This window comes from Paraburkholderia sejongensis (assembly GCF_020880815.1).
In the GTDB taxonomy this organism is placed as follows: domain Bacteria; phylum Pseudomonadota; class Gammaproteobacteria; order Burkholderiales; family Burkholderiaceae; genus Paraburkholderia; species Paraburkholderia sejongensis.
In genome coordinates this window covers 295,547-316,302 of sequence record NZ_JAJITD010000002.1, presented here as the reverse complement: position 1 = coordinate 316,302, position 20,756 = coordinate 295,547, and the positions used below count along the sequence as shown (strand labels likewise).

The following is a 20,756-nucleotide window of genomic DNA, read 5'->3' as shown; positions in this document are numbered from 1 at the left end:
TTCGCGCGGGCAACGGCGGTTACGATCGGATAGCGATGCCAGAGCGGACGACAATCAAAAAATGGTCAACGACAAAATGTCAGATACGGTTGCAAAAGCGTGAGGCGAAAAAAAACCGCCAGACTCGCTGGCGGTTTTTCGGGAATTCTCGGTGTCCTACGTGCACTAACACCCCTCTCGATCCGCCAGCGGTCTGAGATACCAGAAAAAGTAAAAATAAAACTTGGCGGACATGGCGAGTGAAATGGGTCGCTGGTCAAAAAAGGGTGACTGAGTTTATAACCCGGCACAGGCTCGGCTGACAAGCCGGAGTGTCGAAAAATGCGGAAAACCCGCACGGTTCGCGCGATGAGTGCGCGAAACGTGCATCTATCGCAAAATCAGGCCGTGCCGCCGACCGTCATCTTTTCGATCCGCAGCGTGGGCTGACCGACGCCCACCGGCACGCTCTGGCCTTCCTTGCCGCACACGCCGACGCCCGAATCGAGCTTCATGTCGTTGCCGATCATCGTCACGTACTTCAGCGACTCCGGGCCGCTGCCGATCAGCGTCGCGCCCTTGACCGGATAGGTGATCTTGCCGTTTTCGATCATGTACGCCTCGGACGCCGAGAACACGAACTTGCCGTTCGTGATGTCGACCTGGCCGCCGCCGAAGTTCACCGCGTAGAGGCCGTTCTTCACGGACTCGACGATTTCCCGCGGATCCTTGTCGCCGTTCAGCATGTAGGTGTTGGTCATGCGCGGCATCGGCAGCGCCGCGTACGATTCGCGCCGCGCGTTGCCGGTGATCGGCATCTTCATCAGACGCGCGTTCAGCGTGTCCTGGATGTAGCCCTTCAGGATGCCGTCCTCGATCAGCGTCGTGCACTGGGTCGGATTGCCTTCGTCGTCGATGTTCAGCGAGCCGCGGCGATTCGGCAGCGTGCCGTCGTCGACCACGGTGACGCCCTTCGCGGCGACCTGCTCGCCGATGCGTCCGGCGAACGCCGACGAGCCCTTGCGGTTGAAGTCGCCTTCGAGGCCGTGGCCGATCGCTTCGTGCAGCAGTACGCCGGGCCAGCCCGGGCCGAGCACGACGGTCATCGCGCCGGCCGGCGCCGGCCGCGCGTCGAGGTTCACGAGCGCCGAGTGGACCGCATCGTCGACGTAGCGCGACAGCACTTCGTCGGTGAAATAACCGTAGTCGAAGCGGCCGCCGCCGCCGCCGCTGCCGATTTCGCGGCGGCCGTTCTGCTCGGCGATCACGGTGACCGACACGCGCACCAGCGGCCGGATGTCGGCCGCGAAGCCGCCGTCGCTGCGCGCGACCAGCACCACGTCGTATTCGCCGGCGAGACCCGCCATCACCTGCTGGATGCGCGGATCGCGGCCGCGCGCCATCTGCTCGATGCGCTCGAGCAGCTTGACCTTGGCGGTCGCGTCGAGCGACTGCAGCGGATCGGACGGCAGATACAGATCGCGCCCGGCGATGCCGGTCAGCGACGACGCCACCTTGATCTTCTGCTTGCCGCCGCCGGCCTTGGCGATTGCACGAGTCGCGATGGCCGCCTGGCGGATCGCTTCGGGCGACAGGTCGTCCGAGTACGCGAACGCGGTGCGGTCACCGGAGACGGCGCGCACGCCGACGCCCTGATCGATGCTGAAGCTGCCCGACTTCACGATGCCTTCCTCGAGGCTCCACGCTTCGCTGCGGGTCGCCTGGAAGTACAGGTCCGCGTAATCGACGCGGTGCGTGAAGATTTCGGCGAGCGTGCGGGTGAGCAGCGATTCGTCGAGACCGTAGGGCGTCAGGAGGATGTCCTTGGCGGCGGCGAGATTACGGATACCGGGTTCGATGATGTTCATGCGAAGTATGTTCTGCTCGATACGAAGGGGTCGGGGAGCGCTGGCGTCGCTATATGCGCGACGGGCGCAGCGGTTTCAATGGCGGATTCGGATTCAGGTCAGCACGCGATGACGCCACGCCGGCAGGCTCTGCCGCACTTCGTCGATCCGTGCGCGTTCGACATTGCCGGCGACCACGCCGGCGCCTTCGTCGCGCACCGCGACGATCTCGCCCCACGGGTCGATCAGCATGCTGTGGCCCCAGGTGCGGCGGCCGTTTTCATGTTTGCCGCCTTGCGCGGCGGCCAGTACGTAGCACTGGTTTTCGACCGCGCGGGCGCGCAGCAGCAGCTCCCAGTGCGCGCGGCCAGTCGTATAGGTGAACGCCGACGGCACCACGATCAGCGCGCAGTCGCCCATGCGCCGGTACAACTCGGGAAAGCGCAGATCGTAGCAGACCGACAGGCCGACCCGGCCGAACGGGGCGTCGAAGGTACGGACCTCGGAGCCTGGGCGGATCGTGCGAGCTTCGTCGAACGATTCCTCGCCTTTTTCGAAGTTGAACAGGTGAATCTTGTCGTAGCGCGCGGCCTCGTTGCCGTCCGGGCCGAACACGAGCGTCGTGTTCAGGACCCGCGACGCTTCCGGCGCGGTGACCGGCAGCGTGCCGCCGATCACCCAGACGCGGTGGCGGCGCGCGGCATCGGCCAGAAAGCGCTGGATCGGGCCGTCCCGGTACGGCTCGCGCACCGTCAGCTTGTCGGTGTCCTTGAAGCCCATGAAGCAGAAGTATTCGGGCAGCAGCACGAGTTGCGCGCCGTCGGCGGCGGCTTCGGCGATCAGGCGCCCGGCGTCGGCCAGATTGCGCTCACGGTCCGGCGTGCTGACCATCTGCAGCGCGGCGACCCGGAAGGTGCTGGCGAGGGAGCCGCTGGAGGCCGCGGCGGGCGACGAAGAAGAGACGTGTGTTTCGCTCATGAGCGTGTCGAAAGGCTGCGGCAGGGTGGCGGCGGGCGGTGTCGCTGCTGGCCGCCGCTGCCGGCGTCGTTCAGGACTGGTTTCGCGACGGTCGACGCGCTGGACCGGACGGGCGGCTGCGGGTCCGCAAACCACGCCCGGCCGGCCTTTCAGCAGGCCAATTCAGTGCGCTTCCACGGTCGAAGCCGGAGCGTCCATCTTACCCCGTTCGGTGGTCACCCGCTGCACGTGCGGTTGCGTCCACGAACCGGTGATCGCGTACTCGCGCGCGAACACGTGCGACACCGAATGCGTGAGCGCGATGTCGGCGACCAGCGCGCCGAGCCCGATCAGCGGATTGACGACCGCCGCGGCGATCACCGCGGCGCCCGCGCTAACGGTCGGCACCACGTGCAGATGCAGGTCCTGGCTCTTCTGCGCGATATCGACCGAGCCGCTCATCTCCACGCGCGCGGGCGCGGTCACCATGCGGAAATTGTCGGTGCGGCCGATGCCGTTATGAATCTGCGCGGTCCCGGTCACGCTCGAGAACGGCAGCCCTTCGCCGATCACGTCGCGGAAATCGAGCGTCGCGATGCGCGCGAGGCTTTGCAGGCTCAGCACGCCGAGCAGCGTCGCGACGCCCGGATCGATCTTGAGGATCTGGCCGTGGCGCAGGTCGAGCGCGAGGTTGCCGTTCAGCGTCGAGTAGTCGATCGTGGTCGGGCCGCCTTGCCACACCACCTTGCCGGCCAGCGAGCCTTGGCCGTTCCTCAGCGTCTTCGGCTGGCCGAGCTGTTCGAGCAGCGCGCCCGCGTCCTTGACGTCGAGTTTGAAATCGAACACGGTGCGGCGCGGCGTCGCTTCGTCGGCGCCGCTGGGCAGTTCGGTCGAGGTGCGCCAGTTCGCGGTCGCGCTCAGCGTGGCCGCCGGGTTCGTGATATCGAGCTTGTCGAGTTGCCAGACCGGCACGCCGTTTTCCTCGAAGTTGTGCGCGTCGACTTCGAGCCGCCCCACGTTGCGATCGCGCACGATCAGCTCGTTCACGACCAGATCGATCGATGGCATGTTCTGCGCGGGCGCCGACATCGCGCGGCCGAGCAGATCCTTGTCCGCCACCGACGGAATCACCACGCGCGCAAAGCGGGCCTGCAGCGAGCCCGGCGAATCGCGGGTCGCGCCGGGCAGCCAGGACACGTGGCCGGATACCTGGTTCGACGCGATGTTCGCCTGCCACGTGCGCTCTTCGCGCGTCGCGCCGACGATCAGGTTGTCCCAGTGGCGTTTGAGCAGCGTCAGCTTGTCGATGTGCAGCGCGAAGCGGGTCGGCAGCAATTGCGTGAGCGCGGGGTTCGGGGCGGGGGCGGGCGCGGGCGCGTTGGCCTGGGGGCTGGCCGCGTTGCCTCCGCCCCGCAACTGCGCGGCGAGCAAACGCCACGCATCGGCATCGAATTCCTTCACGTCGACCGCGGCGACCACGCCTTCGGACGGCAGATCGGCCGGGCGATTGACGCCGATCGCGCCGCGCACGACCGTCGGCGGCTGGCCTGGCTGCAGCCGCGGCTGATAGCGCAGCAGATACGCGGCGGCGACCGGCCCGAACGTCAGATCGGCGCGCTCGAGTCCGCTCTCGCCGGCCTCGTTCGACGGCTTTACCGCGAAATGCAGCGGCATCGGCGTGCCGGCCGGCTTGTTGAACGGCGCCGGAAAGTCGAGCGCGAGGCCTGTGAGGTCGGAGTTCGCGCTGACCTGCGGCAGGCGCCCCTTCGCGCCGCTGACGTTCAGCTCATAAGGCGCGCTGCCGCTCATATGCGTGAGCACCTGCGCGGCCGGGCCAGCCAGGCCGAGGCCGCGCGCGGCGTCGACGGCGATGTGACCGTCGAGCGCGAGCGCATAGGTGCCGTCCTGGCGCAGCCCGCCGTTCGCGTGCACGTCGCCGCCGAGGAACTGCCCGGACAGCCGCTCGGCCTCGGCCGTGCGCTCGGTGAAGCGCACCCGTCCGGTCAACTGCGACAGCGGCGGCACATGGTTCGCGCTCAGCCGGTTGTTCTGGAAGCCGAGCGTGCCTTCCACGCCGATATGCGGCTGCGGCGTGCGCGGAATGGTCAGCCTGAGCGCGAGCGACGCCGGACCCTCGGCGCGAATCTTCTCGGTCTGGCGGCGCGCCATGATGCCGAGCGAGCTGCCGTTCACATAGTCGAGCATGTCGGCGAGCGGGCCGCGGCCGTTGCCGCGAATGATCAGGTCCGATGCCTTGGTGCCGAGATCGTCGATCCGCCCGTTCACACTGGTCACTGCGAAGCGCTTGTAACGGCCGCGCTCGATGTCGAAGCGCAGCACGTTCTGTTTCAGTTCGAACACGCCGTCGATGCCGTCGAACGCCGGCCATACGTTCGGCGTGCCGTTGCGCATGTTGCGCGGCGGGTAGGGCGTCGGGTCGAACCTGCCGCCGGTGAACGGCGCGACGATCCGGAAGATCCCGGCGTCGGGGTCGCGCGAGTACGGGAACTTGGTCAGGTCGCCGTGCACCTCGATCGTGCCGCCGCGCGAGACGCCCGCCTGCAACCCGTGCCCCAGATAGATGCGCAGTTTTTCGCTGACCGCGGTCGGCAGATAGCGGGCGATGCGGGTGACCTGGGCGCGCTGGAAGTCGGCCTTCAGATCCAGCGAGCCGCGCCCGTGGCCGGGGTTGCTGTAGTTCGCGGTGGCGGTCGCGTCGACGTCCGGGTTCGACACCTTGACGTCGGTCAGCTTCAATGCGAACGCCGGCCGGGTCGAGTCCACCTCCCTTTGCAGCATGGTCCACTCGGCGCGGGCGTACAGCCGGTCGATCAGCAGGCGCGGGTCGTCGAACACGCCCGGCAGCGTCAGCGCCACCTTCGACGTGTCGAGCAGCGCGTGGCCGCCTTTTTCGTCGGCATCGACGTTGCCCCACAGGTTTTCGATGCCGGGAATCCCCGCGCGCGGGTGGCCGCGCGGCGTGAGGCCCGGTCCCGGCTCCTGCGCGGCGAAGCTGATGCCTTGCAGGTCGCCTTTGAAGCGATAACGCTCGATCGGCTCCGCGCCGGCCGGCCGGCGGTCGCCGCCGACCTCGCCGGACTCCGGCTTGGCGCGCTCGACCTCGATCACGTAATTGGAGACCAGTCCGCGCGGATTGATCCGCACGAGCTGGTTCAGAAAGCGTCGCGGCAGCGGCAGCGCGCGGCTGAATTCCGCGAGGATGCCCAGATCGACGCGGTCGCCGCTGACGCCGAGCAGTTGCCCGTGCTGCTGCGTCGCGGTCCGGTAGCGGCTGTCCAGTGTCTCGAACTGCAGCGTGCGGGTGAGCGGCGTGCCGTCTTCGAGCGGCGGCTGGCCGAGTTCGGCGCGCAAGTCCGACAGTTGCAGCCGGTAGTCGCCCTCATTCGCCTCGACCCGCCACAGGAAATGGGCGACCGGCACCAGCAGCTTCGGCTGGGTCGGCCGCACCCGCAGCGCGACGTCGTTGCCGTTCAGCCGGCCGTTCGCGCTGGTCATCCGGCCTTCGCTGAAGTCGATCCAGATCGCGTTGTCGATGCTGCCGGCGAAGGTCTCGATCGGGAAGCTGATGTAGCGCGCGAGCGCCGGCAGATCGACCGGGCCGGTCGACACGTACGCCTGGCCCGCCCAGTTGATGGGCTTGCCGATCGCCGACAGCGGCGCGTGGCGGAACTGCGTGCGGAAATCGAGCGGCCCGTGCAGGACCTTGCCGTCGGGCGGCGCCTGCAGCGCCATCCGGTGATCGTGGCCGTCGTTGAGAATCGCGATGCGGATGTCGCGCAGCGCGATCTCGGGCACGTGGCGGGTCGCGTCGCGCCAGCGCAGCACGCCGCCGCGCACGACGATCGCCTGCTGGCGCAACAGCCAGGTGGACAACGTATCGTTGCCGCTGTGACGGGTCGGCACCGGCACGCCGGCCACCGCCAGCACGCCGTCCTCGCCGCGCGACACCAGCACGTCCGGCTGATCGACGATCAGACTCGACAGCGCCGGCTGAAATTGCCACAGCGAGCGCCACGACACGGTTGCGGTCGCGTGCGGGATGGTCAGGGCGGGGCGGCCGTCGTGATCGCGGATCACGAGGTCGGTGATGTCGAGGCCCGGCTGGAAGCCGCTCCAGTGCGGCGCCAGCCGGCCGATCGTGAACTGGGTGCGCAGTTTTTCGGAGACCGCCGCCTCGATGCGGGGGCGGAATGAGTCGACGCGCGGCAGCAGGCCGTAGCGCAAGCCGAGGAACATTGCCGTCGCGAGGAAATACAGGACGAGCGCGAGCGTGAGGACCACGCGCAGGATGCGGCGCAGCACGACGTGGTCGGTTCCGCTCACAGGCCGGACCTGCTCGTGTTCGTGCGGGTCGGCGGATTCGTTTCGCTCGGACATGCGGCGGCGGCAGGGCGTATGGTAGTTTTCCGAAATTAACGACGAAATGTAACACACGGCAAAGCGTCGGCGGACCTCCTGCAAACCCTGTCCGCACGCGGCCTCGCGGCTTCCCGCGGGGGTTCCGGACGGGCTGCCCGGGGCGTTCGCCGGCGTGTTGCCGAACTGTGCCGGTCGAGATACAGCGCGGCGTAAAAAAAGCTGCGCCGATGGCTACGCGCATCTCGCAACAAAACGACACAATCACGACATCCGCCGCCGCCCGGCACCTCGCCGGCCGACACTAACAAGCAACGAGCGAGCCAGATTCTTGATGACTGACGCCATTCTCCTGAGTTCCAGCTATTCCCACTACACCGCGCGCGCCGCCGCGGCCCGCCCGCAACTGGCCGGGAACGTCAGCGCACTGGCCTCCGGTCCGCTTACCCGCGAGCGCATCGATGCGCGTCTGGACGCGCTGTGCGCGGCGGCCGCCGGCGCGTCCGGCGCGCCGTTGAACGAGGACGCGCTCAAGCGCGCGCTGCGCCAGTTGCGCACCGAGGTGTTCTGCGCGGTGATGGAGCGGGACCTGGCCGGCAAAGCCGACATCGCCGAAGTCACCGGCGCGATGACCGATCTCGCGGAAACCACGATCCAGCGCGCGCTCACGGTGCTGAGCGCCGATCTCGAAGCGCTCTACGGCGAGCCGCGCGGGCCGCAGGGCGAACGGCTGACGCTCGGCGTGGTCGGGATGGGCAAGCTCGGCGGCCGCGAACTCAATGTGTCGTCCGATATCGATCTGATCTTCGTCTACGAGGACGACGGCGAGACCGCCGGCGGCCAGCGTTCGCCGCTCGCGACCCAGGAGTACTTCACGCGGCTCGGCAAGCGGCTGATCGGCGCGCTCGCCGAAGTGAGCGCCGACGGCTACGTGTTCCGCGTCGACATGCGTCTGCGGCCGAACGGCGATTCCGGGCCGCTCGTGTGCAGCCTCGGCATGCTCGAAGAGTATTTCTACGTGCAGGGCCGCGAGTGGGAACGCTATGCGTGGATCAAGGGGCGGCTCGTGTCGGAGGGCGAGAGCGCGTCGGCGCAGCGGCTGCAAAAGCAGCTCGACGCGATCGTCACGCCGTTCGTCTACCGGCGCTATCTGGACTTCGGCGTGATCAGCGCGATTCGCGCGCTGCATCTGCAGATTCGCCAGGAGGCACAGCGCCGCGCGTCGATGCGGCCCGACAAGGCCGACGACATCAAGCTCGGCCGTGGCGGCATCCGCGAAATCGAATTCAGCGCGCAGGTGTTTCAACTGATCCGCGGCGGTCAGGACGCCGGCTTCCGGGTCCGCCCGACGCTCGCGGTGCTGCGCCACGCGGCCGCGCATGGGCTGCTGGACCCGCAGGTGTGCGCGCGGCTGTCGGACGCGTACCGGTTCCTGCGCGAGCTCGAACATCGTCTGCAATATCGCAACGACGCGCAGACTCACGCGATGCCGGTCGACCCCGAGGACCGCGCGGCGCTCGCGCGCACGATGGGCTGCGACGACTACGCGGAGCTGATGACCAAGCTCGATGTGCATCGCGAGTTCGTCGAACAGCAGTTCGACCAGATCTTCGCCGACAAGGTGGGCGGCCGCGACGGCTGCGCGGCGCCGGAGGACGGCGCGGCCGCGTGGGTGTGGAGCAGCGCGCTCGCCGACGACAGCGCCGACGACGCGCTGCGCTCACGCCTCGTCGAACTGGGCGTGGCCGAGCCGGGCGAGCTGCTCGCGCGCCTGCGGGCAATCTGGCGTTCGTCGCGCTATACGGGGCTCAACGAGCGCAGCCGGCAGCGTTTCGACATCGTCGCGCAGCGCGCGCTCGAAGCCGCTCGCACGCTCGAGCCGGCCGCGCGGCGCGGCGATACCGTCGCGCGCTTTTTCGATCTGCTCGAAGCGGTGAGCCGGCGCGGCGCGTATCTGGCGCTGCTGACCGAGTATCCGCAGGCGTTGCATCAGGTGCTGTCGGTGCTGGGCGGCTCGCGCTGGGCGGCCGGCTATCTGATCCGCCATCCGCAACTGCTCGACGAGCTGCTCGACGGCGAGGCGATCAACAGCCCGTTCGACTGGCCCGAGTTCAAGCGCACGCTGCGGCTGCGGCTCGCGGCCGCCGACGGCGTCGAACAGCAGATGGACCTGCTGCGCCACGCGCACCAGGCCGAGGTGTTCCGCATCCTGCTGATCGATCTGGCCGGCAAGCTGTCGGTCGAGCACGTGAGCGACCGGCTCTCCGAGCTGGCAGACGCCGTGCTCGACGTCGCGCTCGAAGCGGTCTGGAAGCAACTGGCCAAGCGCCATCGCGATACGCCGCGTTTCGCGGTGATCGCGTACGGCAAGCTCGGCGGCAAGGAGCTCGGCTACGCGTCCGACCTCGATCTGATCTTCCTGTACGACGATCCGGACGATGCCGCCGCCGATGTCTACGCAACCTACACGCGCCGTCTGATCACCTGGCTGACCACCGCGACCGGCGCCGGCACGCTGTTCGACATCGATCTGCGGCTGCGGCCGAATGGCGAGTCGGGGCTGCTCGTCACCGATCTCGATGCGTTCCGCCGCTACCAGCTGCGCGAGGGCGACGCCGCGAACACCGCGTGGGTCTGGGAGCATCAGGCGCTGACCCGCGCGCGCTACTGCGCGGGCGACGCCGAGATCGGCGCGAAGTTCGAGGCGATCCGCGAGCAGGTGCTGACCACGCCGCGCGAAGCGGCGCCGCTCGCGAAGGAGATCGTCGAGATGCGCGCGCGGGTCGAGGCCGGCCATCCGAACCACACGCCCGCGCTGTTCGACCTGAAGCACGACCGCGGCGGCATGGTCGATATCGAATTCACCGTGCAGTACTGGGTGCTGCTGCATGCCGCGCGCGATCCGGAACTGATCCGCAATACCGGCAATATCGCGTTGCTGCGCGAGGTGTCGCGTTTCGGGCTGATGAGCGAGGCCGAGGCGGAGACCGTCGGCGCCGCGTATCGTCGCTATCGCAAGTTGCAGCACACGCTGCGGCTCGACGGGATGGAGAAGGCGCGGGTCGATCCGGCGCTGGTGAGTGCCGAGCGCGACGCGGTGTTGGGGTTGTGGAAGCGCGTGTTTGGCTGAAGAGGAGAGGCGCGGGCGCGGCCGGTTCGGGTGACGAACGGCTTGCCCGCGTTGTTACGCTTTACGCCGCCAGCATTTCCTTCGCGTGTTTGCGGGTGGTCGCGGTGATTTCCAGACCGCCGAGCATCCGCGCGACTTCCTCGATGCGGCTCGCCTTGTCCAGCGAGGTCACGCTGCTGATCGTGCCGCCGTTGCCGTTGCTCGTTTTGGCGACCTGGAAGTGATGATCGCCGCGCGCGGCGACCTGCGGCAGGTGCGTCACGCACAGCACCTGGCGCGCCTGGCCGAGCTGATGCAGCAGCCGGCCGACCACTTCGGCGACGCCGCCGCCGATCCCGGTGTCCACTTCGTCGAAGATCAACGTGGGCGTCGGGCTCGCGGCGCTCGCGATCACCGCGAGCGCGAGACTGATCCGCGCGAGTTCGCCCCCCGACGCGACCTTCGCGAGCGGCCGCAGCGGCACGCCGGCGTGACCGGCGACGCGGAACTCGATCTGCTCGAGCCCGTGCGCGCCGCCTTCGGGCAGCGGCACCAGCGCGACTTCGAAGCTGCCGCCTTTCATCGACAGTTCCTGCATGCCGGTCGTCACCGCGTCGCCGAGCGCTTTGCCCGCTTTCGCGCGCGCCTTCGAAAGCTTTTTCGCCTCGGCGATGAACGCTTCCTTTGCTTGCGCTTCGGCGGCGCGTAGCGCGTCGAGGTCGGCGGCGGCGTCGAGCGCGGCCAGTTGCTGGCGCCGCGCCTGGTGTTCCTCGGGCAGCGTTTCGGGTCGCAGGCGGAATTTGCGCGCGGCCGAATGCAGCGCGTCGACGCGCTTTTCGACCTGCGCGAGCCGTTGCGGGTCGAGTTCGAGCTTTTGCGCGTAATGGCTCAGCGAGTACGCAGCTTCCTGCAACTGGATTTCGGCCGGTTCGAGCGCGGCCAGCACGTCGTTCAGCGCCGGGTCGATCTCCGCGAGGTCGCGCACCTTCGAGACGATCGAGCCGAGGTGGGTGATCATCGCCTCGTCGGATTCGGACAGCGCGGTGAGCGCGCCCTGCACGCCGTCGATCAGATTCGCCGAATGCGACAGCCGATGATGTTCGGCATTGACCTCTTCCCACTCGCCCGGCTGCGGCGCGAGCTTGTCGAGTTCGGTGAGCTGCCACGCGAGGCGCTCGCGTTCGAGTTGCAGTTCGCGGTCGCGGGTCTGCGCGTGCTCCACTGCCTGGACCTTGTCGCGCCACGCGCGCCACGCCCGCGTCACCAGCGCCGACAGATCGGATAGTCCCGCGTGCGTGTCGAACAGCTCGCGCTGCGCGTCGGGGCGCATCAGCAACTGGTGCGCGTGCTGGCCGTGAATATCCACCAGCATTTCGCCGACCTCGCGCAACTGCGCGAGCGTCGCCGCGGTGCCGTTGATGAACGCGCGCGAGCGGCCGTTGCCGTCGACGACCCGGCGCAGCATCACGGTGCCGCCGTGCTGGTCGTCGGCGGCGGCGCCGAGCGCCTGCGCGTCGAGCCATGCGTCGACCTGCTCGTGGGTTTCGAACTCGGCGGTGATGTCGGCGCGGCTCTCGCCGGTGCGCACCACGCTCGCATCGGCGCGGGCGCCGAGCGCGAGTGCCAGCGCGTCGATCAGGATCGACTTGCCGGCGCCGGTTTCGCCCGAGAAAACGGTAAAGCCGCTGTCGAATTCGAGATCGAGCGCGGCGACGATGACGAAGTCGCGTATCGAGAGGTGGCGAAGCATGGAAGTCGTCGGATGAACTGGGAATTCGGGAGGCGGCCGCGGCGCCGCGCCAGCGGTGACGCCGCTTACGGCCGCGGGTCTTCTTCGTGCGACGGGTACTCGTGCCAGTGCAGCTTCTTGCGCAGCGTCGCGTAATAGCTGTAGCCGACCGGATGCAGCATCTGCACCGTGTGACGCGAGCGGCGCACCTCGATCGTGTCGCCGAGCTCCAGCGAGGTGAACGACTGCATGTCGAAATTCACGTTCACTTCGCGCCCGGACACGATCTGGATGCTGACCTTGGACTCGTCCGGCAGCACGATCGGCCGGTTGGACAGCGCGTGTGGCGCGATCGGCACGAGCACGATGCCCTGCAATTGCGGATGCAGGATCGGCCCCTGCGACGACAGCGCGTACGCGGTCGAGCCGGTCGGCGTCGCGACGATCAGGCCGTCGGAACGCTGGTTGTACATGAAGCGCCCGTCCACCGATACGCGCAGCTCCGCCATGCCCGAGAAGCCGCTGCGGTTGACCACCACGTCGTTGAAAGCGAGCGCGTGATAGATCGGCGAGCCGCCGCGCATGATGCGCGCTTCGAGCAGCATGCGCTCTTCGCGTTCGAAATTGCCGGACAGCATTTGCGGCACGATCTCGCGCATGTCGGAGATCGGGATGTCCGTGATGAAGCCGAGCCGTCCGTGGTTGATGCCGATCAGCGGCGTGCGGTACGGCGCCAGTTGGCGGCCGATGCCGAGCATCGTGCCGTCGCCGCCGAGCACGACCGCGACGTCGGCGCGCGCGCCGATCTCGGCCGGGCGCAGCGCAGGATAGTCGGTCGCGCCGATCTCGGCGGCGGTGTCCGCTTCGAACACGACTTCGAGGCCGAGCTTCGCGATGCACGTGGCGAGCGCGGTCAGCGGCTCGCCGATCCCTGGCGTATTGGCGCGTCCGACGAGCGCGACGGTCTTGAACTGGCTGGTCACTTGCATGCCGGCATTACACCATAGGTAGGGCCTGAAAAGAACCGCAGACCAACCCGGTAGTGGGCCGGTACGCGCGGGGCATCTGCGCATGCCGTGATTATCGTTAGAATGGTGAACACCTGATGACATGCGTGCGGCTCGACGCGCGGCCTGGCAAAGGGCCGGGGGTGGACCGGGTCGCCGCCGCGCCGGCCCGCCACGCACCGGCCAGGCGCCGCGCAGCGGTCGGGGATGAGCGCTGCAAGCGCTCGCGGCAGCCGCGACCTTGAGCTAAAATTTTTCGTCATGCTAGATCCTCGCGCACAAACCCTCCTCAAAACGCTGATCGAGCGCTACATCGCCGAAGGTCAGCCGGTCGGCTCGCGCACGCTGTCACGTTTTTCGGGCCTCGAACTGAGCCCGGCCACGATTCGCAACGTGATGTCCGACCTCGAGGATCTGGGCCTCGTGATCAGTCCGCATACCTCTGCCGGGCGCATTCCGACGCCGCGCGGCTACCGGCTGTTCGTAGACACGATGCTGACGGTCGAGTCCGCCGCCGACGAAGAAGCAGTGATGCGCGCGGTCAAGACTACCTTGCAGGCGGGCGAGCCGCAGAAAATCGTCGCGGCCGCGGCGAGCGTGCTGTCCAACCTGTCGCAGTTCGCCGGCGTGGTGCTGACGCCGCGCCGCAGCCACGTGTTCAAGCAGATCGAGTTCATGCGCCTGTCCGACAAGCGCATCCTGCTGATCATCGTGACGCCCGAGGGCGACGTGCAGAACCGCATCCTCGCGACCCAGCGCGACTTCTCGCCGTCGCAACTGGTCGAAGCGTCCAATTACATCAATGCGCATTTCGCGGGCCTGTCGTTCGACGAAGTGCGCCGCCGCCTGCGCGAGGAAATCGACGAACTGCGCGGCGATATGACCTCGCTGATGCACGCGGCGGTCACCGCCAGCACCGACGAGTCCGATACCGGCGAGACCGTGCTGATCTCCGGCGAGCGCAACCTGCTCGAAGTCGCCGATCTGTCGTCGGACATGGCGCGCCTGCGCAAGCTGTTCGACGTGTTCGACCAGAAGACCAGCCTGCTGCAGTTGCTCGACGTGTCGAGCCACGCGGCGGGCGTGCAGATCTTCATCGGCGGCGAATCGAACCTCGTGCCGATCGAGGAAATGAGCGTGGTCACCGCGCCGTACGAGGTGAACGGCCAGATCGTCGGCACGCTCGGCGTGATCGGGCCGACCCGGATGGCCTACAACCGCGTGATTCCGATCGTCGATATCACCGCGCGGCTGCTGTCCATGACGCTCAGCCAGCAATAGTCCAGTCATCTTCCATCCTCGGTCCGCGCTGCCCATGCCAGTCATCATGCGTGAGCGCGCGCGGGCTGCCAATCGGCCGAACGGCCAGGGCCCGGTGGCGGCGTCGGGCACGACTCGCGCCGCTATAATGAATCTCCATTGAATCGACTTGCCGCATCCAGCGGCGAACCTTGCTGCCTATGCGCTTCGATCTCGAGCGGCCTTCCCAGAACGCTGCGTCGCATCGCGTCGCCGTGTTGCTGATCAATCTCGGCACGCCCGACGCGCCGACGCCGCGCGCGGTGCGGCGCTATCTCGCGCAGTTTCTGTCCGATCCGCGCGTGGTCGAAATTCCAGCGCCGCTGTGGCAACTGATTCTGCGTCTGCTGATCCTGCCGTTTCGCGGCCGCAGTTCCGCGAAGAAGTACGCGGCGGTCTGGATGCCCGAGGGTTCGCCGCTGCGTGTGCATACGGAAAAGCAGACAGAGGGCTTGCGCCATCTGCTGCAACTTAACGACTACACGGTGCTGGTCGACTACGCGATGCGCTACGGCACACCCGGCATTCCGGCGATGCTGAGCCAGCTGAAGCTCGCGGGCGCCGAGCGCGTGCTGCTGGTGCCGATGTATCCGCAATATTCGGCATCGACCACCGCGACCGCGTTCGACGAAGCGTTCGCCGCGCTCAGGCGCATGCGCAACCAGCCGGAAATCCGCACGGTGCGCCAGTACGCGGACCACCCGGCGTACATCGCGGCGCTGGCCGCGCAGGTCCGTCACTACTGGCACCAGCATGGCCAACCCGACTTCGCGGCCGGCGACAAACTGGTGCTCAGTTTTCACGGCGTGCCCAAGCGCACGCTCGACCTCGGCGATCCCTACCACGAGCAATGTCAGCTTACCGGCGCGCTGTTGATGCAGGCGCTCGGACTGACGCCGGTCGAGTGCCGCATCACGTTCCAGTCGCGCTTCGGCAAGGCCGAATGGCTGCAGCCGTACACCGCGCCGACGTTGAAAGAACTCGGCGCGGCCGGCGTGCGGCGGGCCGACGTGTTCTGCCCCGGCTTCACCGCCGACTGCCTCGAAACGATCGAGGAAATCGGCATGGAAGTGCGCGACGAGTTTCTGCATGCGGGCGGCAAGGAGTTTCACCGGATTGCTTGCCTGAATGCGTCGCAGGCATGGATCGCCGCGCTGGGCGAGATCGTTGCTCAGCATCTGCAGGGCTGGCCCGCGCAGGCGGTGCCGGTGCCGCATACCGCAGGAGCCTGAATACGCAGATGAACTACCGCATTTCAACCGAACCGGGCGCGAAGCTGCGCATCGATAAATGGCTGTGGGCCGCGCGTTTCTTCAAGACCCGCTCGCTTGCCGCGGATGCTGTCGAGAAGGGGCGGGTGCGGATCGGCGGCGCGACCGTGAAGCCCGCGAAAGACGTGCGGGTCGGCGATCTGGTCGAGGTCGAGATCGAGCGCTACGTGTGGCAGGTGGAAGTGCTCGGCGTGTGCGACGTGCGCGGGCCGGCGAGCGTTGCGCAAACGCTCTATGCCGAGACCGAGCAGAGCAAGGTGAAGCGGCAGGCCGAGCAGGAGCGCCGCAAGACCTATCACGAGCCGGCTGCCGGCTTGCACGGGCGACCGACCAAACGCGACCGGCGCACTATCGACAGATTTTCAGGTGGGGATTGAAAAACTGTTCCATGGTGGCGCGAGCGCTACCGTATTCGGTCGTGCGGTCGTTGACCGCGCCGGACATGCAGATGGTCGTGGTGCCCCCAATGAGTACCAGGGCGACCACCCCGATTGCAAAGGTCAGTTTCACGGTACTCCCCTTGGGACGATTGATGGCTGAAACGGGCTGAATCGGTACAACTGACAGGTATCGGAAAGGTGTACGTCAGATTAGGGTTAACGTGGCTTTTCCGCTGCATGAATGGAGAATAGGCCACTTGCAGCCGGCACTCAATGTCTATCTGATCGCACTACGTCAATCAGTGTTACGGCGCGTTTCGCCTGCACGCCGGTGGTGCGAAAAGAACCCCTGAGCCGCTTGAAACGGTTCTTCCCGGCCCCATCTGCGGCCCTGATATGCGGTTGCGCGGTGACCCGGCGCGTCGCGATTCTGTAACGCACGAATCGCGCGCGTGTCATCGAGTTGCGCGACCGTTGGCTTTCACCCTTTAACGACTTTCAGCGACATGGAAAACACGCAAGAGAACCCGACGAGCCAGAATCCCACGCCCGCCGACGAAGCCGCGCGCCAGGCCGCCGAGGCCGCTGCTGCCCAGCAGGACGCGTCCGCCGGCAACGCGGAACCGGCCGAGGCGAGCGCCGAGCAGGCGCTGGCCGAAGCTCAGGCGAAGATCGCCGAGTTGCAGGAAAGCTTCCTGCGTGCAAAGGCCGAAACTGAAAACGTGCGCCGCCGCGCGCAGGAAGACGTCGCCAAGGCGCACAAGTTTGCGATCGAAAGTTTCGCCGAGCATCTGCTGCCGGTGGTCGACAGTCTCGAAGCGGCGGTTGCCCATTCGTCCGACGACCTGCAGAAGGTCCGCGAAGGCGTCGAACTCACGCTGCGCCAGCTGAACGGCGCGCTCGAAAAGGGCCGTGTCGTCGCGCTCAATCCCGTCGGCGAAAAGTTCGACCCGCATCGCCACCAGGCGATTTCGATGGTGCCGGCCGAGCAGGAGCCGAACACGGTCGTCGCCGTGCTGCAAAAGGGCTTCGTGATCGCGGACCGGGTGCTGCGTCCGGCGCTCGTGACCGTCGCTGCGCCGAAGTAAGCGCCGCGGGACGTTCGTCGGCTTTCGTTTTCATTACGGTATCGCGCGTGGCCGCGCTCACTCGGTGCGCCGCGCGCGCCTTCGTTGTGCGGCAAAACTCTGGCTGATCCGGTCACTTCCGGCGATACGAAGGGCAGCGCCGCGCAGTCCGATGGAACGGACGCTAACGGCCCGTCCCAGGATTGAAAAAATTTAAAGACCGCATCGCAAAAGAGGTCTTGAAAACGATGTGGCCGCACTTATTTTGAGTGCAGGTATGAATTGAGAGCGGAACGCCCCGCTGCCAGATGGGCCAACCGGGCGTTTTCCGCAGCGATCAAAGTCAGGAGATTCGTAAAAATGGGCAAAATCATCGGCATCGACCTCGGCACGACGAACTCGTGCGTGGCCGTCATGGAAGGCAACTCGGTCAAGGTGATCGAGAACTCGGAAGGCGCGCGTACCACGCCGTCGATCATCGCTTACATGGAAGACAACGAGATTCTCGTTGGCGCCCCGGCTAAGCGTCAGTCGGTCACGAACCCGCGCAACACGCTGTTCGCGGTCAAGCGCCTGATCGGCCGCCGCTTCGAAGAGAAGGAAGTGCAGAAGGACATCGGCCTGATGCCCTACAAGATCATCAAGGCTGACAACGGCGACGCATGGGTCGACGTGCGCGATCAGAAACTCGCGCCTCCCCAGATCTCGGCGGAAGTGCTGCGCAAGATGAAGAAGACCGCTGAGGACTACCTCGGCGAGACCGTCACGGAAGCCGTGATTACGGTGCCGGCGTACTTCAACGACAGTCAGCGTCAGGCTACCAAGGACGCGGGCCGCATCGCCGGTCTGGAAGTCAAGCGGATCATCAACGAACCGACCGCGGCAGCGCTCGCGTTCGGTCTGGACAAGGCCGAAAAGGGCGACCGCAAGATCGCCGTGTATGACCTCGGCGGCGGTACGTTCGACGTGTCGATCATCGAAATCGCCGACGTCGACGGCGAAATGCAGTTCGAAGTGCTGTCCACCAACGGCGATACGTTCCTCGGCGGCGAAGACTTCGACCAGCGCATCATCGACTACATCATCGGCGAGTTCAAGAAAGAGCAGGGCGTCGATCTGTCGAAGGACGTGCTCGCGCTGCAGCGCCTGAAGGAATCGGCTGAAAAGGCGAAGATCGAACTGTCGTCGAGCCAGCAGACCGAAATCAACCTGCCGTACATCACGGCCGACGCATCGGGTCCGAAGCACTTGAACCTGAAGATCACGCGCGCCAAGCTGGAAGCGCTGGTCGAAGACCTGATCGAACGCACGATCGAGCCGTGCCGCGTTGCGATCAAGGATGCGGGCGTGAAGGTCGGCGAAGTCGACGACGTGATCCTGGTCGGCGGTATGACCCGGATGCCGAAGGTGCAGGAAAAGGTCAAGGAATTCTTCGGCAAGGATCCGCGCCGTGACGTGAACCCGGACGAAGCCGTGGCCGTCGGTGCCGCGATTCAAGGTCAGGTTCTGTCGGGCGACCGCAAGGACGTGCTGCTGCTCGACGTGACTCCGCTGTCGCTCGGCATCGAGACGCTCGGCGGCGTGATGACGAAGATGATCAACAAGAACACCACGATCCCGACCAAGCACGCACAGGTCTACTCGACGGCTGACGACAATCAGAGCGCCGTGACGATCAAGGTGTTCCAGGGCGAACGCGAAATGGCAGCGGGCAACAAGCTGCTCGGCGAGTTCAACCTCGAAGGCATTCCGCCGGCACCGCGCGGCGTGCCGCAGATCGAAGTGAGCTTCGACATCGACGCGAACGGCATTCTGCACGTCGGCGCGAAGGACAAGGCGACCGGCAAGGAAAACCGCATCACGATCAAGGCGAACTCGGGTCTGTCCGAAGCCGAAATCGAGAAGATGGTGAAGGACGCCGAAGCGAACGCGGAAGAAGATCACAAGCTGCGTGAGCTGGCCGACGCCCGCAACCAGGGTGATGCACTCGTGCACAGCACCAAGAAGGCGCTGACCGAGTACGGCGACAAGCTCGAAGCCGGCGAGAAGGACAAGATCGAAGCCGCGCTGAAGGAACTCGAAGACACGCTGAAGAGCACGTCGAGCGACAAGGCCGCGATCGAAGCGAAGATCGAAGCCGTGGCGACCGCCTCGCAGAAGATGGGCGAGAAGATGTACGCCGACATGCAGGCTGCGCAAGGTGCCGAAGCGGCAGCTGGCGCGGCGGCGGGTGCCGGTGCATCGGCGGGCGCGAGCCAGCAGGCCGACGACGTGGTCGACGCTGAGTTCAAGGAAGTAAAGAAGGACTAAAGCCAGGTCGTCATTCGACCGTAAAGCCGCGCACAGCGATGTGCGCGGCCCGGCTGCACGAAACGGCGCCTGCGGGCGCCGCGTGCAAGAGCGGTTATCGCGCCTGGCGAGCCTTTCGGGGCTCTCCGGGCACATTTGTTTTATGGAGGGCGTTGTTTTGCACCGCGACCAAACGCGAAGCGGGGCGAAAACAGCGGCCGGACGAGTCGCAAGACTCCACAGCATTCAAGAGGAGCTACCGCGTGATATTGCGCGGCGGCGTTGAACCGATATGGCGAAACGGGATTACTACGAGGTTCTGGGCGTCGCAAAGAACGCGAGCGACGACGAAATCAAGAAGGCTTATCGCAAGCTCGCGATGAAGCACCACCCCGACCGCAATCCGGGCAACAAGGATGCGGAAGAGCATTTCAAGGAGGTGAAGGAAGCCTATGAAATGCTGTCGGATTCGCAAAAGCGCGCCGCTTACGATCAGTACGGTCACGCGGGCGTCGATCCGAATATGGGTGGGGCCGGCGCGCAAGGTTTCGGCGGCTTCGCCGATGCGTTCGGCGATATCTTCGGCGACATCTTCGGCCAGGCGGCCGGCGGCGGTGCGCGCGGGGGCGGCCGGGCCGGCCCGCAGGTGTATCGCGGCGCCGATCTGCGCTACAGCATGGAGATCACGCTGGAGCAGGCCGCGCATGGCTACGACACGCAGATTCGCGTGCCGAGCTGGAGCTCGTGCGAAGTCTGTCATGGCTCGGGCGCCAAGCCCGGCACCAAGCCGGAAACCTGCCCGACCTGTAGCGGCTCGGGTTCGGTACGCATGTCGCAGGGCTTCTTCAGCATCCAGCAAACCTGCCCGAAGTGCCACGGCACCGGTAGTTACATTCCCGAGCCGTGCAACAACTGCCACGGCGCGGGCAAGGTGAAGGAAACCAAGACGCTCGAAGTGAAGATTCCGGCCGGTATCGACGACGGCATGCGGATCCGCTCGGCCGGCAACGGCGAGCCGGGCATCAACGGCGGTCCGTCGGGCGATCTGTACGTCGAGATTCACATCAAGCAGCACTCGGTGTTCGAGCGTGACGGCGACGATCTGCATTGCCAGATGCCGATTCCGTTCACCACCGCGGCGCTCGGCGGCGAGATCGAAGTTCCGACGCTCGCGGGCCGCGCGAGCTTCACGGTGCCGGAAGGCACCCAGTCGGGCAAGACGTTCCGTCTGCGCGGCAAGGGGATCAAGGGGCTGCGTTCGAGCATCGCCGGCGATCTGTACGTTCACGTGCAGGTCGAGACGCCGGTCAAGCTCACCGACACGCAGCGCGATCTGCTCAAGCAGTTCGAAAAAGCGCTGGTGGAAGGCGGGGCACGGCATAGCCCGCAAAGCAAGAGCTGGTTCGATCGCGTGAAGAGCTTCTTCGACTGATCTGAATCCGAGC

12 protein-coding genes are annotated in these 20,756 nt (G+C 66.5%); 7 read left to right on the top strand and 5 right to left on the bottom strand.

Translation table 11 applies throughout. From position 1 onward, the window contains the following. Positions 1-380: 380 nt before the first annotated feature. From tldD to LJ656_RS04930, 3 genes are all read right to left on the bottom strand, one after another. Positions 381-1,847 (bottom strand): metalloprotease TldD, encoded by a 1,467-nt coding sequence (tldD, locus tag LJ656_RS04940; RefSeq protein ID WP_230508154.1) that lies wholly within the window; start codon positions 1,845-1,847, stop codon positions 381-383. 93 nt (positions 1,848-1,940) lie between these two features. Next, positions 1,941-2,804, bottom strand: coding sequence for a carbon-nitrogen hydrolase family protein (locus LJ656_RS04935; protein WP_230508153.1), 864 nt, complete (start codon positions 2,802-2,804; stop codon positions 1,941-1,943). Between the two features lie 162 nt (positions 2,805-2,966). Beyond that, positions 2,967-7,181, bottom strand: a complete 4,215-nt coding sequence (locus LJ656_RS04930; protein WP_230508152.1) for a YhdP family protein — start codon at positions 7,179-7,181, stop codon at positions 2,967-2,969. Between the two features lie 313 nt (positions 7,182-7,494). On the opposite strand from LJ656_RS04930, the gene glnE reads away from it, so the two are divergent. Next, positions 7,495-10,290 carry a bifunctional [glutamate--ammonia ligase]-adenylyl-L-tyrosine phosphorylase/[glutamate--ammonia-ligase] adenylyltransferase gene (gene glnE / locus LJ656_RS04925; RefSeq protein WP_230508151.1) on the top strand — a complete coding sequence of 932 codons (2,796 nt, stop codon included), beginning with the start codon at positions 7,495-7,497 and terminating at the stop codon, positions 10,288-10,290. Positions 10,291-10,351: 61 nt separating this feature from the next. On the opposite strand, the gene recN is transcribed toward glnE, so the two are convergent. Both recN and LJ656_RS04915 read right to left on the bottom strand, forming a co-directional pair. Further along, on the bottom strand, positions 10,352-12,019 hold the full coding sequence (gene recN, locus LJ656_RS04920; RefSeq protein WP_230508150.1) for a DNA repair protein RecN: 1,668 nt from the start codon (positions 12,017-12,019) through the stop codon (positions 10,352-10,354). Positions 12,020-12,084: 65 nt separating this feature from the next. Next, on the bottom strand, positions 12,085-12,987 hold the full coding sequence (locus tag LJ656_RS04915; RefSeq protein ID WP_230508149.1) for an NAD kinase: 903 nt from the start codon (positions 12,985-12,987) through the stop codon (positions 12,085-12,087). A 279-nt stretch (positions 12,988-13,266) separates the two neighbouring features. On the opposite strand from LJ656_RS04915, the gene hrcA reads away from it, so the two are divergent. From hrcA to dnaJ, 6 genes are all read left to right on the top strand, one after another. Continuing rightward, complete coding sequence (hrcA, locus tag LJ656_RS04910; RefSeq protein ID WP_329958813.1) at positions 13,267-14,286, top strand: heat-inducible transcriptional repressor HrcA; 1,020 nt, start codon at positions 13,267-13,269, stop codon at positions 14,284-14,286. 179 nt (positions 14,287-14,465) lie between these two features. Beyond that, positions 14,466-15,536, top strand: coding sequence for a ferrochelatase (gene hemH, locus LJ656_RS04905; protein WP_230508147.1), 1,071 nt, complete (start codon positions 14,466-14,468; stop codon positions 15,534-15,536). An 8-nt stretch (positions 15,537-15,544) separates the two neighbouring features. Next, positions 15,545-15,952, top strand: coding sequence for an RNA-binding S4 domain-containing protein (locus tag LJ656_RS04900; protein ID WP_230508146.1), 408 nt, complete (start codon positions 15,545-15,547; stop codon positions 15,950-15,952). A gap of 509 nt (positions 15,953-16,461) precedes the next feature. Then, positions 16,462-17,043: a nucleotide exchange factor GrpE gene (gene grpE / locus LJ656_RS04895; protein ID WP_230508145.1), complete on the top strand. Its 582-nt coding sequence runs from the start codon at positions 16,462-16,464 to the stop codon at positions 17,041-17,043. Between the two features lie 339 nt (positions 17,044-17,382). Further along, positions 17,383-19,332: a molecular chaperone DnaK gene (gene dnaK, locus LJ656_RS04890; RefSeq protein WP_230508144.1), complete on the top strand. Its 1,950-nt coding sequence runs from the start codon at positions 17,383-17,385 to the stop codon at positions 19,330-19,332. Positions 19,333-19,603: 271 nt separating this feature from the next. Beyond that, positions 19,604-20,743: a molecular chaperone DnaJ gene (gene dnaJ / locus LJ656_RS04885; RefSeq protein WP_230508143.1), complete on the top strand. Its 1,140-nt coding sequence runs from the start codon at positions 19,604-19,606 to the stop codon at positions 20,741-20,743. Positions 20,744-20,756 lie beyond the last annotated feature (13 nt).